General features: G+C 71.9%; 13 protein-coding genes. 4 read left to right on the plus strand and 9 right to left on the minus strand.

Annotation, left to right across the window (positions count from 1 at the left end; genetic code table 11):
• Nucleotides 1-62 precede the first annotated feature (62 nt).
• Complete coding sequence (locus ACFY7H_RS18240) at nucleotides 63-1,409, plus strand: LCP family protein (RefSeq protein WP_388939147.1); 1,347 nt, start codon at nucleotides 63-65, stop codon at nucleotides 1,407-1,409.
• Nucleotides 1,410-1,504: 95 nt separating this feature from the next.
• Here the strand turns inward: ACFY7H_RS18240 and ACFY7H_RS18245 are convergent, their stop codons facing one another.
• The 3 genes from ACFY7H_RS18245 to ACFY7H_RS18255 form a co-directional block, all read right to left on the minus strand.
• Nucleotides 1,505-2,311, minus strand: coding sequence for a polyprenol monophosphomannose synthase (locus ACFY7H_RS18245; RefSeq protein WP_388939551.1), 807 nt, complete (start codon nucleotides 2,309-2,311; stop codon nucleotides 1,505-1,507).
• A 23-nt stretch (nucleotides 2,312-2,334) separates the two neighbouring features.
• Complete coding sequence (locus ACFY7H_RS18250; protein ID WP_388939148.1) at nucleotides 2,335-3,417, minus strand: sugar phosphate nucleotidyltransferase; 1,083 nt, start codon at nucleotides 3,415-3,417, stop codon at nucleotides 2,335-2,337.
• Nucleotides 3,418-3,825: 408 nt separating this feature from the next.
• A complete protein-coding gene (locus ACFY7H_RS18255; protein ID WP_385764354.1) occupies nucleotides 3,826-4,983 on the minus strand; it encodes an acyl-CoA dehydrogenase family protein in 1,158 nt (385 codons plus the stop codon).
• A 237-nt stretch (nucleotides 4,984-5,220) separates the two neighbouring features.
• Here ACFY7H_RS18255 and ACFY7H_RS18260 point away from each other — a divergent pair, with 237 nt between their 5' ends.
• Nucleotides 5,221-6,564: a UDP-glucose dehydrogenase family protein gene (locus tag ACFY7H_RS18260; protein ID WP_388939149.1), complete on the plus strand. Its 1,344-nt coding sequence runs from the start codon at nucleotides 5,221-5,223 to the stop codon at nucleotides 6,562-6,564.
• Between the two features lie 42 nt (nucleotides 6,565-6,606).
• A complete protein-coding gene (locus ACFY7H_RS18265; protein ID WP_388939150.1) occupies nucleotides 6,607-7,908 on the plus strand; it encodes a glycosyltransferase 87 family protein in 1,302 nt (433 codons plus the stop codon).
• Here the strand turns inward: ACFY7H_RS18265 and ACFY7H_RS18270 are convergent.
• The 4 genes from ACFY7H_RS18270 to ACFY7H_RS18285 all read right to left on the minus strand — a co-directional run bounded on the left by ACFY7H_RS18270 (nucleotide 7,905) and on the right by ACFY7H_RS18285 (nucleotide 12,059).
• Nucleotides 7,905-8,969, minus strand: a complete 1,065-nt coding sequence (locus ACFY7H_RS18270; protein ID WP_388939151.1) for a membrane dipeptidase — start codon at nucleotides 8,967-8,969, stop codon at nucleotides 7,905-7,907. The genes ACFY7H_RS18265 and ACFY7H_RS18270 overlap by 4 nt on opposite strands.
• Before the next feature lie 251 nt (nucleotides 8,970-9,220).
• Complete coding sequence (locus ACFY7H_RS18275; protein WP_388939152.1) at nucleotides 9,221-10,399, minus strand: dipeptidase; 1,179 nt, start codon at nucleotides 10,397-10,399, stop codon at nucleotides 9,221-9,223.
• Nucleotides 10,396-10,923 carry a 5-(carboxyamino)imidazole ribonucleotide mutase gene (gene purE, locus ACFY7H_RS18280; RefSeq protein ID WP_388939153.1) on the minus strand — a complete coding sequence of 176 codons (528 nt, stop codon included), beginning with the start codon at nucleotides 10,921-10,923 and terminating at the stop codon, nucleotides 10,396-10,398. The genes ACFY7H_RS18275 and purE overlap by 4 nt, the downstream gene beginning before the upstream one ends.
• Nucleotides 10,920-12,059, minus strand: a complete 1,140-nt coding sequence (locus ACFY7H_RS18285; protein ID WP_388939154.1) for a 5-(carboxyamino)imidazole ribonucleotide synthase — start codon at nucleotides 12,057-12,059, stop codon at nucleotides 10,920-10,922. Before ACFY7H_RS18285 ends, purE begins: the two co-directional genes overlap by 4 nt.
• Before the next feature lie 204 nt (nucleotides 12,060-12,263).
• On the opposite strand from ACFY7H_RS18285, the gene ACFY7H_RS18290 reads away from it, so the two are divergent.
• Complete coding sequence (locus ACFY7H_RS18290) at nucleotides 12,264-12,800, plus strand: GtrA family protein (RefSeq protein WP_388939155.1); 537 nt, start codon at nucleotides 12,264-12,266, stop codon at nucleotides 12,798-12,800.
• Between the two features lie 3 nt (nucleotides 12,801-12,803).
• Here ACFY7H_RS18290 and ACFY7H_RS18295 read toward each other — a convergent pair whose 3' ends face one another.
• Together ACFY7H_RS18295 and ACFY7H_RS18300 are read right to left on the minus strand one after the other, a co-directional pair.
• Entirely contained in the window at nucleotides 12,804-14,069 is a 1,266-nt protein-coding gene (locus tag ACFY7H_RS18295) for an ATP-binding protein (protein WP_388939156.1), read from the minus strand.
• Between the two features lie 36 nt (nucleotides 14,070-14,105).
• Nucleotides 14,106-14,783: a response regulator transcription factor gene (locus tag ACFY7H_RS18300; RefSeq protein ID WP_388939157.1), complete on the minus strand. Its 678-nt coding sequence runs from the start codon at nucleotides 14,781-14,783 to the stop codon at nucleotides 14,106-14,108.
• Nucleotides 14,784-15,184 lie beyond the last annotated feature (401 nt).

Raw genomic sequence — 15,184 nt, forward strand, 5'->3', positions numbered from 1 at the left:
CCCCGGTACGAAGACCGGGCCGGGGTGTCGTGCGGCACTCCGGGCCAGGCATCCTTGTCCGCATGAGTGACTGGGACGGGTGGAACGGCGAGCGCGATGCGCGAGGCCGCCGCGATGACGGGTACGGGCGCGGCAGCGGACAGCCGCAGCCGGAGGGGGCGCAGCGGATGCGCCACGTCCAGCGGCAGCCCCAGCAGCGGCAGCCGCAGCGGCCGGCCCAGCCGCCGCAGCGCCCGGCGCGCCCGCCGGTCCCGCCGCAGGCCCCGCCGCCGGGCGGACGTCCGGGGCGCGGGGTGCCGCCGCAGACGCAGGGTCCCGACGCCGCGTACGACAGCGGGTACAACACGGGGCAGGTCTACGGCCGCCCCGCCGGCCCCGGCGGTCCGGGACAGCGCCCGCCGGGCGGGCCGGGCCGTCCGCAGGGACCCGCCCCGGACTGGCGCAAGCGGATCAAGATCGGTTCGATCGCGGTGGTGTCCGTCCTGCTCGTGACCGGGATCGGCACCTACTTCTGGGCGGACTCCCAGGTCCGCCGCGAGGTCGACCTGTCGAAGGTCATCGAGCGCCCCAAGGAGGGCGACTGCACCACATACCTGATCGTGGGCTCCGACAGCCGCGAGGGGATGTCGGACGAGGAGAAGAAGAAGCTCCACACGGGCTCCGCCGACGGCAAGCGGACCGACTCGATGATGATCCTGGCGAAGTGCTCCAGCGGGAACACGATGATCTCCCTGCCCCGTGACTCGGACGTGGAGATCCCCTCCTTCGTCGGCTCGCAGTCGGGCAAGAAGTTCCCCTCGCAGGGGCGCCGGGTCAAGCTGAACGCCGCGTACGCGGAGGACGGGCCCGAGCTGCTGGTGCGGACGGTGGAATTCAACACCGGCCTGCGCATCGACCACTACGCCGAGATCGGCTTCGCCGGTTTCGCGAACATCGTGGACGCGCTCGGCGGGGTCGAGCTGGACATCGAACAGGCCTTCAAGGACGACAAGTCGGGCGCCGACTTCAAGGCGGGCCGCCAGACCCTGAACGGCGAGCAGTCCCTGGCCTTCGTGCGCACCCGGTACGCCTTCGCCGAGTCGGACCTCCAGCGGACGAAGAACCAGCAGAAGTTCCTCTCCGCGCTCGCGAGCCAGGCCGCCACCCCGGGCACGGTCCTCAACCCCTTCTCCCTCTACCCCGTGCTGGGCGCCGGCCTGGACACGCTGATCGTGGACAAGGACATGGGGCTGTGGGACATGGGGCAGATGTTCTTCGCGATGAAGGGCATCAGCGGCGGTGACGGCGTGTCGATGAACATGCCGATCTCCGGCCAGCGGGGCGGCAACCTCGTCTGGGACAAGGCGAAGGTACAGCAGCTGGTCAAGGAGATCCAGAACGACCAGAAGGTGACCGTCAGGGGCCAGTGACCCGGCCGTGAGGTGCGGCCCCCGGGGGCCTGCGGACGAACGGAGAAGAAAAGGAGGGGCGCCCCGTCGGGGCGCCCCTCCTTCCTCGTGTGCCGCTACTTGCCGGCGCGGGCGCGGAGCTTCCACGGCATGGCGATGGACTCCAGCTGGACGGCCAGGTTCATCTTGGACTCGCCGACGGTGCGGTCCTCGAAGTGGATCGGGACCTCCATCACGCGGAAGCCGCGGCGCAGGGCCTTGTACTTCATCTCCACCTGGAAGCTGTAGCCGGCGCTGCCGATCGACGCCAGGTCGATCGCCTTCAGCGCGGGGGCGCTCCACAGGTTGAAGCCGCCGGTGATGTCGCGGACGCGGGTGCCGAGGATGGTGCTCGCGTACGCGTTGGCCCAGCGGGAGAGCAGCTTGCGGTGCGCGCCCCAGGCGTCGGAGAGGGTGCCGCCCGGCACGTAGCGGGAGCCGACGACGAGACCGGCGCCGGTGGAGCGGGCGACGCCCAGCATCTCGGCGATCTTGCCGGCGGGGTGGGAGCCGTCCGCGTCCATCTGGAGCACGTACTCGGCGCCGTCCTCGACGGCCTTGGCCATACCGGCCGCGTAGGCACGGCCGAGGCCGTCCTTGGCGGTGCGGTGCAGGACCGACATGCGGGGCTTGCCGTCCTCGGTGACGAAGCCCTCGGCGAGCTCGTCGGCGATCTTGCCGGTGCCGTCGGGCGAGGAGTCGTCGACGACCAGCAGCCGCAGGCCCGGCTGCTCGAGACCCATGAGCAGCTCCACCATGCCCGGCAGGTTGCCCGCCTCGTTGTAGGTGGGCATGACCACGGTGAGCGGCGTGTCCGCCCAGGCGTCGGGGAGCTTCGTGGTTGCGACGTCCGTCGCGCGGGGAGTCTGCTGCTCGCCTATCACAGGTTGTGCCTCACTGAAGTTGGTCACCGGTCGGAGGAGAAACGGACGGCGGCGTCGGGCAGTTCAGCCTCGCACCACACCCGCACCCCTGCGCGAAGTTCGTTGTCAGCCCCCACGACGGCACCGTCGCCGATGACCGCGCCCGTCACGACCGTGCGCGTACCCACCGAAGCGCCCGCGCCGATGAGGCTGGCGCTCACCACCGTGTCCGCGCCGAGGATCGCGCCGTCCAGCACGATGGAGCCCTGGACGACAGCACCCGATTCGATCCGGGCGCCGGCACCCACAACGGTACCGCCCGAGAGCTTCGCGCCTTCCGCCACCTCGGCACCGGGGAGCACGAGGGCCTCGCCGCGCGGCCCGGGGACGGCCGGGGAGGCCACGATGCCGCGCACGAGGTCGGCGGAGGCCTGGACGAAGGACTCGGGCTTGCCGAGGTCCAGCCAGTAGGTGTCCTCGGTGACGCCGTGGAGCTTGGCACCGGAGGCGAGCAGACCGGGGAAGGTCTCGCGCTCGACGGATACCGGCCGGCCGGCCGGGATGGAGTCGATCACGCTGCGGCGGAAGACGTAGCAGCCGGCGTTGATCTGGTCGGTGATGATCTCCTCGGGCGTCTCCGGCTTCTCGGTGAAGGCCAGCACCCGCCCGTCGGCGTCGGTGGGGACCAGGCCGAAGGCGCGCGGGTCCTCGACGCGTACGAGGTGCAGGGAGACGTCGGCGTCGGCCGCCCGGTGGGACTCGACCAGGCCGGCGATGTCGAGACCGGTGAGGATGTCGCCGTTGAACACGAGGACCGGGGAGTCCGGACCGCCCGTCAGGCGCTCGGCGGCGTTGCGGATGGCGCCGCCCGTACCCAGCGGCTCGTCCTCGACGACGTACTCGAGGGTGATGCCGAAGTCGGAACCGTCCCCGAAGTACGGCTCGAAGACCTCGGCGAGGTAGCAGGTGGCCATCACGATGTGCGTGACACCGGCGGCTGCGGCCCTGGCTATCTGGTGGGCGAGGAACGGGACGCCCGCTGCCGGAACCATCGGCTTGGGGGTGTTCACCGTCACGGGGCGCAGTCGCGTCCCCTGCCCGCCGACCAGCAGGATCGCTTCCGTCATTTTGTTCTCTCCCCAACCGGTTCGGGCGTACGAAGCTTCAAAGTTAGCCCATCCCGGGCGGTGCGAAGCCCGGAGGCGGGCCGTGCGGGCCGCCTCCGGCAACGTTCCGGTTACGGCGGGTTCCTCACTCTGCGCATGCGCGGTGTCCCGCCGTCCCCTCTGTACGAGCGGCGAGCGGAGCCGGGCGCGGCAGAGCCGCTGCTCACCACCGGAACCCCGCCCGGGACATCCGCGGGCCCGGCGCCCGCCCGGCCGGCGACCCCGGCGCGTGGCGCGGAAGGCGCCGCCGGGGGCGCGCGCACCGGCGGGGGCGGCCCGCTGGATCGGAATCGTTACAAAGGAGGGGACACGCGGAAAGGCCCCCGGCGGACACGGGGGCCTTTCACATGCCCTGCGGGCCGGGCGCCGTTACGGCAGGTTCCTGGCCATCACGATCCGCTGGACCTGGTTCGTGCCTTCGTAGATCTGCGTGATCTTCGCGTCGCGCATCATGCGCTCGACCGGGTAGTCGCGGGTGTAGCCGTAGCCGCCGAGGAGCTGCACGGCGTCCGTGGTGACCTCCATCGCGACGTCGGAGGCGAAGCACTTGGCCGCGGCGCCGAAGAAGGTCAGGTCGCCGTCGACGCGCTCCGACTTGGCGGCGGCCGCGTAGGTCAGCTGGCGGGCGGCCTCGATCTTCATGGCCATGTCCGCGAGCATGAACTGGACGCCCTGGAAGTCGCCGATCGGCTTGCCGAACTGCTTGCGCTCCTGGACGTAGCCCTTGGCGTAGTCCAGGGCGCCCTGGGCGATGCCGAGGGCCTGGGCGGCGATGGTGATGCGGGTGTGGTCGAGGGTCTTCATCGCGGTGGCGAAGCCGGTGCCCTCGGCGCCGATCATGCGGTCGGCCGGGATGCGGACGTTGTCGAGGTAGACCTCGCGCGTCGGGGAGCCCTTGATGCCGAGCTTCTTCTCCGGGGCGCCGAAGGAGACGCCCTCGTCGGACTTCTCGACCACGAAGGCCGAGATGCCCTTGGAGCGCTTCTCCGGGTCGGTGACGGCCATGACCGTGTAGTAGTCGGAGACACCGGCGTTGGTGATCCAGCGCTTGACGCCGTTGAGGACCCAGAAGTCGCCGTCGCGCACCGCGCGGGTCTTCATGCCGGCCGCGTCGGAGCCCGCGTCGGGCTCGGAGAGGCAGTACGAGAACATCGCGTCGCCCTTGGCGAGCGGGCCGAGGTACTTGGCCTTGAGCTCCTCGGAACCGGAGAGGATCACCGGGAGCGAGCCGAGCTTGTTCACGGCCGGGATGAGGGAGGAGGAGGCGCAGACGCGGGCCACTTCCTCGATCACGATGACGGTGGCCAGGGCGTCGGCGCCGGCGCCGCCGTAGGTCTCGGGGACGTGGACGGCGTGCAGGTCGTTGGCGACCAGGGCGTCGAGGGCCTCCTGCGGGAATCGGGCCTCCTCGTCGACCGCGGCCGCGAACGGGAGGATCTTCGCCTCGCAGAGCGCGCGGACCGACTCGCGGAGCATGTCGTGCTCCTCGGCCGGGCGGTACAGGTCGAAGTCGGCAGAACCCGCCAAGATCTCTCACTCCCCAGGGTGACGCGCCGTGGGACGCCGGCAGCGGTGTGTCGCTGTCGTGCCCTTGGCGCGGGATGCTAACTACCGTTAAGTAACCCAAATTCTAGTTCCCGGCGCCCACGCAGCGATACGCGGCGCGTACGTGAGCTGCGTGACAGCCGGGTCAGGGGGAACGTCCCCCCGGACCCGCCCGACTATGCTCGGTGGCCCGAACGGCCCCGCACCTCTGGAGCATTCATGGCCCCCCTCAAGATCACCGTGATCGGCACCGGCTACCTCGGCGCCACCCACGCCGCGGCCATGGCGGAGCTCGGCTTCGAGGTGCTGGGGCTGGACGTGGTCACGGAGAAGATCGAGATGCTGGCGGCCGGCCGCGTCCCCATGTACGAGCCGGGGCTGGAGGAACTGCTCGCGCGGCACGTGGCGGGGCTGCCGGGGTCCACCGGGCGGCTGCGGTTCACGCAGTCGTGGGAGGAGGTCGGGGAGTTCGGCGACGTCCACTTCGTCTGCGTGAACACCCCGCAGAAGCACGGTGAGTACGCCTGCGACATGTCGTACGTGGACTCCGCGCTGGAGTCGCTGGCTCCGCACCTGACCCGCTCCGCGCTGGTGGTCGGCAAGTCGACGGTGCCGGTGGGCTCCGCGGACCGGCTCGCCGCGAAGCTGCTGGCGCTGGCCCCGGCGGGTGCGGACGTGGAGCTGGCGTGGAACCCGGAGTTCCTGCGCGAGGGCTTCGCCGTGCAGGACACCCTGCACCCGGACCGGATCGTCATCGGCGTCCAGGGCGAGCGCGGCGAGAAGCTGCTGCGCGAGGTGTACGAGACCCCGATGTCCGAGGGCACCCCGCTGGTGGTCACCGACTTCCCGACCGCGGAGCTGGTGAAGACCGCCGCCAACTCGTTCCTGGCGACCAAGATCTCTTTCATCAACGCCATGGCGGAGGTCTGCGAGGCCTCCGGCGGTGACGTGGTGAAGCTGGCGGAGGCCATCGGCTACGACGACCGGATCGGCCCGAAGTTCCTGCGCGCCGGGATCGGCTTCGGCGGCGGCTGCCTGCCCAAGGACATCCGCGCCTTCATGGCCCGCGCCGGCGAGCTGGGCGCCGACCAGGCGCTGACCTTCCTCCGGGAGGTCGACTCCATCAACATGCGCCGCCGCGGCCACATGGTCGAGCTGGCGCGGGAGGCGGTCGGCGGCTCCTTCCTCGGCAAGCGGGTCGCCGTCCTCGGCGCCACCTTCAAGCCCGACTCCGACGACGTCCGCGACTCCCCCGCGCTCAACGTCGCCGGGCAGATCCACCTCCAGGGGGGCCAGGTCACCGTCTACGACCCCAAGGGCATGGGCAACGCCCGCCGCATCTTCCCCACCCTGGGCTACGCGGACTCCGCGCTCGAGGCGGCCCGCGGCGCCGAGGTCGTCCTGCACCTCACCGAGTGGCGGGAGTTCCGCGAGCTGGACCCCGCCGAGCTCGGCACGGTGGTCACCGACCGCCTCGTCCTCGACGGGCGCAACGCGCTCGACCCCGTGCGCTGGCGCGCGGCCGGCTGGACGTACCGGGCGATGGGACGCCCGCAGGCCTGAGGCAGGGAGGCCGTACAGGGGGGCTGGGTAGACTTCGGGCCGATGTCCACGACCAGCAGTCCCCCGGCCGGCCTCACCGCATCCGCGACGGCGGCGCCCGCCGCGCCCCACCGGCGGGGATCCTTCGAAGCGGCCCTGCGCGGACGCGCCGCTCTGCTCGGCATCGCCGGTTTCTGGCTGGCCAGCCGGGCGGCGATGCTCTGGATGCTCGTCAACGACTTCTTCAGCTCGAACGTCGTACGGGTGGAGGTCACCGCGACCTACCACAACTGGTACGACGTCCTCGTCACGTGGACGCTGCCGCAGAACGACATCATGTGGCAGTACCCGCCGGCGGCCGCGGCGATCTTCCTCTCGCCCGACCTGCTGCCGTTCCTCACCTACTTCCAGGCCTTCGTCGCCCTGACGGTGCTGTGCGACGGCGTGGTCCTGCTCGGCCTCGTCCGGGCGGCGCGCAGGAGCGACGGCAGCATGGCCGGGGCCCTGGTGTGGCTGGTGACCCTGCCGATGATGATGGCGACCCCGTTCGCCCGCTACGACATCCAGGTCACCCTGCTCGCGGTCTTCGCGCTGCTCGCCCTGGGCCGCCGCCCCGTGCTCGGCGGGGTCATCGCCGGCATCGGCGCGATGGTCAAGGTGTGGCCGCTGCTGACCCTGCTCGGCACCCCGCGCGGCAGGTCGACGCGGGAGGCGCTCGTCGCGGCGGCGCTGTCCTGCGCGGCGCTGCTCGCCGTCTTCGCGGCGCTGTTCCGCGACACGCTCGGCTTCCTCGGCAACCAGGGCGACCGCGGGGTGCAGATCGAGTCCCTCGGCGGATCGGTGCTGATGGCGGCCCGCCTGCTGGGCCTGTGGCCCGGGGAGATCGACTTCCAGTACGGCGCCTTCGAGTACGTCGGCCCGTACGTGCCGGGCATCGCGCGGGCCTCGCTCGCCCTGACGGTGGCCGGGTTCCTGCTGCTCCTGCTGTGGCGGGTGCGGGCCAACCACTGGTCGAGCGCGACGCCCTTCGACGCCGCGCTCTTCGCGATCTTGGTCTTCACCGTCACCAGCCGTGTCATCAGCCCGCAGTACATGATCTGGCTGCTCGGTCTGGCCGCCGTCTGCCTGACCTCCCGGCACACCACCCAGCGTCCGGTCGCCTGGCTGCTCGTCGCCGCCAACCCGCTGACCACGCTGGTCTTCCCGGTCCTGTACGGCTCGGACATCCTCGCCACCACCACGCTCGGCACGGTCCTGCTGTGCGCGCGCAACGGCCTGCTGCTCTGCGCCACGGTGTGGTCCGGTGTCCGGCTGTGGAAGGCGACCGTCCTGCCGGAGCAGACCCTGGCGGCCCGCTCCGTCTAGGGAGTCGTCCTGCGGTGCTGTGCGGCGCGTGCCGTGAACTCGGCGTCGCGCAGGACGCGCTGGGCGTTGCCCCAGGTGAGCAGGGCGATGTCGGATTCGGGCCAGCCCCGCTCCAGCAGTTCCGCGATCAGGTGCGGGTAGCCCGAGGGGTCGGTGAGGCCCGTGGGGCGGGGGCCGCCCCGTTCGGCGCCGAAGGACGCGCCGAGTCCGACGCCCTCGGCGCCCGCGATCGCCCGTACGTGCTCCAGGTGGTCGGCGACGGCGTGCAGGGAGTCCCCGGTCCGGGCGGTGTCGAAGGTGACCATCGCCAGGCCGTTCGCCGCCCGCAGGGCGAGCAGTACCTCGTCGGTGACGTTCCCCGGGTGCGGGTTGAGGGCGGCCGCCCCCGTGTTCGAGATGATGACCGGCGCCTTGGAGGCCGCGGCGAGCTGGCAGGCGGCGGCCGGCGGGCAGCCCGTCAGGTCGAGCAGCATCGCCAGCCGGTTCACCTCCTTGACCACCTCGTGGCCGAAGGCCGTCAGGCCCTCCTCGGCCCAGGGGGCGCCCGCGGGCGCGAGGATGCGCACGCCCAGCGCGTGGAAGGCCCGCAGCGCACCGAGGGAGTCGGTGAGGGTGCTGCCGGGGACGGGGCCCAGGAACGAGGCGATCAGGCCCCGGTTGCGGGCGTCGGCCATGTCGTCGGCGCTGAGCGCGAGGCACAGGCTGTCGCCGTAGCGGCGCATCACGGACCGTGCCACGTCGATCTGTTCGAGGGTGTCGGAGACGACCTGGTCGGCGGCGGCATCCTCGCGCGGCGGGCCCGGAGGCACGAGCAGCGTCCAGAACTGGGCGCCGACCCCTCCGGCGCGCAGCCGGGGGATGTCGGTGTCGACTCCGGTGTCCGGGGTGTCGATGTCGTGGTACGGGCTCTGGCGCAGGGTCCAGACGAGGGTGTTGCACCCGTCGGCGACGGGGTGGTCCGCGAGCAGCGCCGCCGCCCGGTCCAGGGCGCTGCCGGCGGGGGCGGGGACGTCTTCGGCTCCGACGCCCACGGAGTGGGGTTCATCCTGCAGGTCGGCCATGGCGTTGGCTCCGGTCTCGGCGGCAGCAGGGAGAGAAGATGGTGCCACCGTGACACGTGGGGCGCCGGGGCCGCCCGGCGGGTGTGGCGTTCGGGTGGTGACCCGGTCGGGAGGCGGGCTCCGACGGGGTCCCGGCCGGGGCCGGGTCAGGCCGGATCCGGGATCCGGGACCGGGGGCCGGGATCCGGGACCGGGGGCCGGGACCGGGGTTCCGCCCCGGGCCCGGCCCCGGCCGTCAGGGCGTCGGGGCGTCAGAGGCAGGCGTTGGACGGGCCCCGGGTCGCCGAGAGCTCCCGGGCGGCCGATTCCGCGTCGCGCAGGACCCGTACCGCGTTGGACCAGGTCAGCTTCGCCAGGTCGGTCCGGGACCAGCCGCGCCCGAGCAGTTCGGCGATCAGGTTCGGGTAGCCCGACACGTCGTCCAGCCCGGCCGGGGTGAAGGCGGTGCCGTCGTAGTCCCCGCCGATGCCGATGTGGTCGACGCCCGCCACCTCGCGCATGTGGTCGAGGTGGTCGGCGACGGTGGCTGCGGTGGCCACCGGGCGCGGGCGCCCCGCTTCGAACGCGCGGTGCAGGGCCATCGCCTCGGGGGTGGTGTCGAGGTGGTGGAAGCCGTGCGCGCGCAGGTTCTCGTCCGCGGCCCGCGTCCACGCGACGGCCTCGGGGAGGATGAACTTCGGCACGAAGGTGGCCATCGCCACCCCTCCGTTGGCGGACAGCCGCTCCAGCACGTCGTCGGGGACGTTGCGCGGGTGGTCGCAGACGGCGCGCGCCGAGGAGTGCGAGAAGATCACCGGCGCCCGGGCGGTGTCGAGGGCGTCGCGCATCGTCGTGGCGGCGACGTGCGAGAGGTCCACGAGCATGCCGATGCGGTTCATCTCGCGCACGACCTCGCGGCCGAAGTCGGTGAGGCCGCCGTGGCGGGGTTCGTCGGTCGCCGAGTCCGCCCAGTCGATGGTGTCGTTGTGGGTGAGCGTCATGTACCGCACGCCCAGCCGGTGCAGGGCGCGCAGGGTGGCGAGCGAGTTGTTGATGGAGTGGCCGCCCTCGGCGCCCATCAGCGAGGCGATCCGGCCGTCGGCGCGGGCCGCCTCCATGTCGTCGGCCGTCAGCGCGCGCACCAGCGAGCCGGGGTAACGGGCGATCAGCTGGTCGACGGCGTCGATCTGCTCCAGGGTGGCGCTGACCGCCTCGTCGCCGCTGTAGTCGGAGCGGACGTAGACGGACCAGAACTGCGCGCCGACGCCGCCGGCGCGCAGCCGGGGGAGGTCGGTGTGCAGGTGGCCGGACTGGTCGCCGGCGATGTCCCGCTGGTCGAGGTCGTAGCGGACCTGCTGGCGCAGTGCCCAGGGCAGGTCGTTGTGCCCGTCGACGACGGGGTACTCGGCGAGCAGGTCCCGGGCCCGCGCGAGCAGGTCCGCCGCGCTCACTTGCCGAACCCGAAGGAGTCCGCGCCCGCGACCTTGGTGCGCAGCCGCTTGCCCTTCTCGGTGGCCTGGTCGTTCAGCTCCTGCTGGAAGTCCCGCATGCGGCCCAGCAGCTCCGGGTCGTGCGCGGCCAGCATCCGTACGGCCAGCAGGCCCGCGTTGCGCGCGCCGGCGACGGAGACGGTGGCGACGGGAACCCCGGCGGGCATCTGGACGATCGACAGGAGGGAGTCCATGCCGTCGAGGTACTTCAGCGGGACCGGCACGCCGATGACGGGCAGCGGGGTGACGGAGGCGAGCATCCCGGGCAGGTGGGCGGCTCCGCCGGCGCCCGCGATGATCGCCTTCAGGCCGCGGTCGGCGGCCTGCTCGCCGTACGCGACCATCTCGCGCGGCATGCGGTGGGCGGAGACGACGTCGACCTCGTAGGGGATCTCGAACTCGGCCAGCGCCTGGGCGGCGGCCTCCATGACGGGCCAGTCGGAGTCCGAGCCCATGACGATGCCCACGACGGGGGAGGTGCTCATTCGGTGATCGTTCCTCTGAGGTAGCCGGCTGCGTGACGTGCGCGCTCCAGCACATCGTCCAGGTCGTCGCCGTAGGTGTTGACGTGGCCGACCTTGCGGCCGTGTTTCACGTCCTTGCCGTACATGTGGATCTTCACCTGCGGGTCGTGTGCCATGCAGTGCAGGTACGCCGCGTACATGTCGGGGTAGTCACCGCCGAGCACGTTCGCCATGACCGTCCAGCGGGCGCGGGGGCGCGGGTCGCCCAGGGGGAGGTCCAGGACCGCGCGGACGTGGTTGGCGAACTGGGAGGTGACCGCGCCGTCCTGGGTCCAGTGGCCGCTGTTGTGCGGGCGCATGGCCAGTTCGTTGACGAGGATGCGGCCGTCGGTGGTCTCGAACAGCTCCACGGCCAGGTGGCCGGTCACGTCGAGTTCCCGCGCGATGCGCAGGGCCAGGGCCTGGGCCTCGCCGGCGAGGGCCTCCGAGAGGTTCGGTGCGGGGGCGATCACCGTGTCGCAGACCCCGTTCACCTGGATGGACTCGACGACGGGGTAGGCCACCGCCTGGCCGTGCGGGGAGCGGACGATGTTGGCCGCGAGCTCGCGGACGTAGTCCACCTTCTCCTCGGCGAGGACCGGGACGCCCGCCTTGAAGGGGGCCTCCGCGTCCTCGGGGGTGCGGACGAACCACACTCCCTTGCCGTCGTACCCGCCGCGCACCGTCTTGAGGATGACGGGGAACCCGCCGACCTCCTGCGCGAAGGCCGCCGCGTCCGCCGGATCGCTCACGATCCGGTGGCGGGGGCTGGGGGCGCCGATCTCGTCGAGCCTGGCGCGCATCACCCCCTTGTCCTGGGCGTGCACCAACGCGTCGGGCCCCGGCCGGACGGGGATGCCGTCCGACTCCAGGGCCCGGAGGTGCTCGGTGGGTACGTGCTCGTGATCGAAGGTGACCACGTCGCAGCCGCGCGCGAAGGCGCGCAGTGTCTCCAGATCGCGATAGTCGCCGATGACGACATCGCTCACGACCTGGGCCGCCGAGTCCTGTGGGGTGTCACTGAGGATCTTGAACTTGATGCCGAGGGGGATACCCGCCTCGTGGGTCATGCGGGCGAGCTGACCGCCGCCGACCATGCCGACTACCGGAAACGTCACGCCTCCAGGGTATCCGGCGGTATTCCGCCAATCGGACGTGACCCTGGCGCGGACCCGCCACCAGGCCGCGGAGCCCGTGTGCCGTGCGTCGCACGGGGTGCCGGGGCGCGGACTCCCGCTGCGGGGGACACTTAGCATGGTGGGGTTGACGAGATCGGGTGACGCGCGGCCGCGGGCGGCGATGACGACAGGACTGGACCATCCATGAGCAGCACGCCGAAGGCCATACCGCTGTCCGAGCGCTTCCGCGGTCTGGCCCGGGAGGTCGTCAAGTTCGGAGCGGTCGGCGGAGCGGGCGTCCTGGTCAACTTCGGGGTCTTCAACCTGCTGCGGAGCACGACCGACCTGCAGACGGTGCGCGCGAACGTCATAGCCATCGTGGTCGCCATCGTCACGAACTACATCGGCTTCCGTTACTTCACCTACCGTGACCGGGACCTGGGCAGCCGGCGCCGCGAGATGACCCTCTTCGTCCTGTTCAGCATGATCGGCATGGTCATCGAGAGCGGTGTGCTCTACGTGGCCACGTACGGCTTCGGTTTCGACGGCTCGCTGGCGAACAACGTCTTCAAGTTCCTCGGCATGGGTGTGGCCACCGTCTTCCGCTTCTGGTCCTACCGGACCTGGGTCTTCAAGGCCCTGCCCACGCCGGCCGCGCACTCCCTGGTCGTCGAGCAGCGCGACGGGCACGAGGCGCCGCTCGCCCCCCGCACCCCCGAGCCCGCGGGCAACCAGGGCTGACGGCTACCTGACCGTCCGCTCCGGATCGGCGCGTTCCGGGGCGGTGCGGCTGAGGAAGAGCGCGAACACCGGCGGCCGGCCCTGGAGGAGCTCCAGGCGGCCGCCGTCCGCTTCGGCGAGGTCCCGGGCGACGGCCAGGCCGATGCCGGTGGAGTTGCGGCCGCTGATGGCCCGCTCGAAGATCCGGTTGCCGAGGTCCGGCGGGACTCCGGGGCCCTCGTCCGTGACCTCGATGACGGCCTGGTTGCCGGTCACGCGGGTGCGCAGGGCGACCGTGCCGCCGCCGTGCATCAGCGCGTTCTCCACGAGGGTCGCCAGCACCTGGGAGACCGCCCCCGGGGTGCCGACGGCCCTCATGCCGGTCTTGCCGGAGCGGACGACGGCCCGTCCGGCGCTGCGGTAGGCCGGCCGCCACTCCTCCAGCTGCTGCTTGACGACCTCGTCCAGGTCGAAGGGGACCGCCGAGCCGGTCCGGGGGTCCCGGGAGTTCGTCAGGAGCCGCTGGACCACGTCCGTGAGCCGCTCCACCTGGGTGAGGGCGATGGTCGCCTCCTCCCGTACGGTCTCCAGGTCGTCGGTGACCGTGATCTCCTCCAGCCGCATCGACAGGGCGGTGAGGGGGGTGCGCAGCTGGTGCGAGGCGTCGGCGGCCAGGCGCCGCTCGGCGGTCAGCATGCGGGCGATCCGCTCCGCGCTGGAGTCCAGTACGTCGGCGACCCGGTCCAGCTCGGGGACCCCGTAGCGCTTGTGCCGGGGCCTCGGGTCGCCGGAGCCCAGCCGTTCGGCGGTCTCGGCGAGGTCGGTGAGCGGGGAGGCCAGCCGGTTGGCCTGGCGTACGGCGAGCAGTACGGCCGCCACGACGGCCAGCAGCGCCACCGCGCCGACCACGGCCAGGGTGCGCCCGACCTCCCTGGTGACCGTGTCGCGGGTCTCCTCGACCACCACGAGCACCCCCTGCTCCCCGCGCGCGGTGCCCCGGATGACGCTGTCGTCGATCCGCTGGCCGACCTCGATGGCGGGCCGGCCGGGGATGGTGATGCGGGCGTACGTGCCGAGGTCGAGCTGCTCGGCGAGCGCGCCGGCGTCGACCGGCTTGCGCTCCAGGACGTCCGCCTCGACGATGCCGAGCAGCCGCAGCGCCTCGGAGCCGATGCGGTCCTGGGCGCTGCTGGTGATGGTCCGGGTCTCCACGATGACGAGGGAGACCCCGAACACGGCGATCACGACGAGCACCACGGCGAGCGTGGAGTTGATGAGGCGGCGGCGCATGCCCTAGAGCATGCCCGATGCCCCCGGGGCGGGGGGTCAGCTCCTCTCGAAGCGGAAGCCGACGCCCCGGACCGTGGCGATGTAGCGGGGGTTGGCGGCGTCGTCGCCCAGCTTCTTGCGGAGCCAGGAGATGTGCATGTCGAGGGTCTTGGTGGAGGACCACCAGGTGGTGTCCCAGACCTCGCGCATCAGCTGGTCGCGGGTGACGACGCGGCCGGCGTCTCGGACCAGGACGCGCAGCAGGTCGAACTCCTTGGCGGTGAGCTGGAGCTCTTCCTCCCCTATCCACGCGCGGTGCGATTCGACGTCGATGCGCACGCCGTGGGTGGCGGGGGCCTGGCTGGCCTCGGTGGCGCCGCGCCGCAGCAGGGCCCGGACGCGGGCCAGCAGCTCGGCGAGGCGGAAGGGCTTGGTGACGTAGTCGTCGGCGCCCGCGTCGAGGCCGACGACCGTGTCGACCTCGTCGGCCCGGGCGGTGAGCACCAGGATCGGGAAGCCGTGGCCTTCGGCGCGCAGTCGCCGGGCCACTTCCAGGCCGTCCATCCCGGGCAGGCCCAGGTCCAGGACGACGAGGTCGACGCCGCCCTGCAGTCCGGCGTCCAGGGCGGTGGGGCCGTCCTCCCGGACCTCGACCTCGTACCCCTCCCGGCGCAGGGCGCGGGCGAGGGGTTCCGAGATGGATGCGTCGTCCTCGGCGAGCAGTACACGCGTCATGTGGGTGATGGTAGTCCGCGGCGGCTGGAAGCAGGCCCCTCCCTGCACACCCCTCTCGAACAGCGGCTATTGACTACTACCTGCCTTCGAACATGATGGAACGGTTCCCTGAAAGCCTGTGATCCATCTCTCAAGTCCTTCCATATGCGGCGGTGTCCTGTCGTATGGTGGCGAGACGCCTGATGCACTACCCAGGGGATCTTTGTGCCGAAATCCGTGCCGAAGACCTCAAATTCTGCTCTGGTCGGTTGATCCGGCCCAGATGACAGTGAATGACCTATGGGCCGGGCCCGGCGCGCGAGGAGGCGCGCAGGGCGTGGATCCCGGTTACGGCTGCCCCTTCGCCCCCGCCACCACGGGGGACGAGACCCCTGGGCGTGGGGTGGGACGTCCGCCGCCGG

Origin of the sequence: Streptomyces sp. NPDC012794 (assembly GCF_042901085.1) — a bacterium.
In the GTDB taxonomy this organism is placed as follows: Bacteria; Actinomycetota; Actinomycetes; order Streptomycetales; family Streptomycetaceae; genus Streptomyces.